Here is a 1,098-nt window from a genome sequence, read left to right as displayed (position 1 = left end):
ATCTGCCGACGCCGGACGAGCTGGCGCGGGCACAGCCTGGTTTCGCCGGCATCGACCCGCCACCCCATTTGCGGGTCACGCGTGTGGTCCTCGCAGGCGCGCACCTGAACCATGATCCAGCGACAACCGGCCTCGCAACCTCGCGGCGCTCTGCCAACGCTGCCACATGGTCCACGACGCCGGTGAGCATCGCCGGCGCTGTTGGCTCAACGCGTTCCGGATGCGCGCGATCGGGGATCTGTTCGCTTGATCGGAGATCCTTTGCCGGGCCAAGCCGATGTCCGCCGTGTCGAAGCCTTGAGATGTTGGCTCGGCTAGACACCAGCCAAAACGCGCCGACCACTACGCAAGGCCATCGCCACGCTGAGAAAGCATCCGCATGTCGGCAAGTGGGCGGACGCGGAATAGCGGCTTTATGATGGGGTGGACGCCCCCCGACGGCATCGATGTGCCAGAGTGGAGGTGTTGAACACCACAAGAGGGAGGCGTCCGTGTCTGAAGTTACCACAATCGGTCTGGATATTGCCAAGAACGTTTTTCATGCGCACGGCGCGGACAGGACCGGGCGAACGGTGTTCAGCCGCAAGCTGACCCGGGGAAAACTGCTAAATTTCTTCGTGTCACAGCCGCGATGCACGGTGGCGCTGGAAGCGTGCGGCGGCGCACATCACTGGGCCCGCGAGTTGCGGGCGATGGGTCACGAGGTCAGGCTGATTCCGCCGGCCTATGTGAAGCCGTTCGTGAAGCGGCATAAGAATGATGCTGTCGATGCTGAGGCGATCTGTGAGGCGGCGCAGCGGCCAACGATGCGGTTCGTCGCGGTGAAGAGCGAAGAGCAGCAAGCCGCCGCCTTGGTGTTCCGCACGCGCGATCTGCTGGTAAAACAGCGCACCCAGCTCGGCAATGCGATCCGCGGGCATCTCACCGAATATGGCTGGGTGGCACCGAAGGGGCCGAGCCACCTGGCGATGCTGGCGGATCTGCTAGACGACAGCGAGATGGCCGCAACACTGCCGGAGGCGGCGCGACCGATGTTCGCGATGATGGTCGATATGCTAGCCGAACTCGACAAGCGGGTTGCCGCATTGGACAAGAAGA

At 63.5% G+C, this 1,098-nt stretch carries 1 protein-coding gene; it reads left to right on the top strand.

The features are described from left to right. Positions 1-491: 491 nt before the first annotated feature. On the top strand, positions 492-1,098 hold a 607-nt coding region (locus tag AACY19_RS26550; RefSeq protein WP_339454458.1), incomplete at its 3' end, for an IS110 family transposase.

The organism is Pseudomonas sp. EA_5y_Pfl2_R50 (assembly GCF_963970475.1).
In the GTDB taxonomy this organism is placed as follows: domain Bacteria; phylum Pseudomonadota; class Gammaproteobacteria; order Pseudomonadales; family Pseudomonadaceae; genus Aquipseudomonas.
Note: the sequence above shows the minus strand (reverse complement) of the source record. Positions and strands in the feature narration are given on the sequence as shown.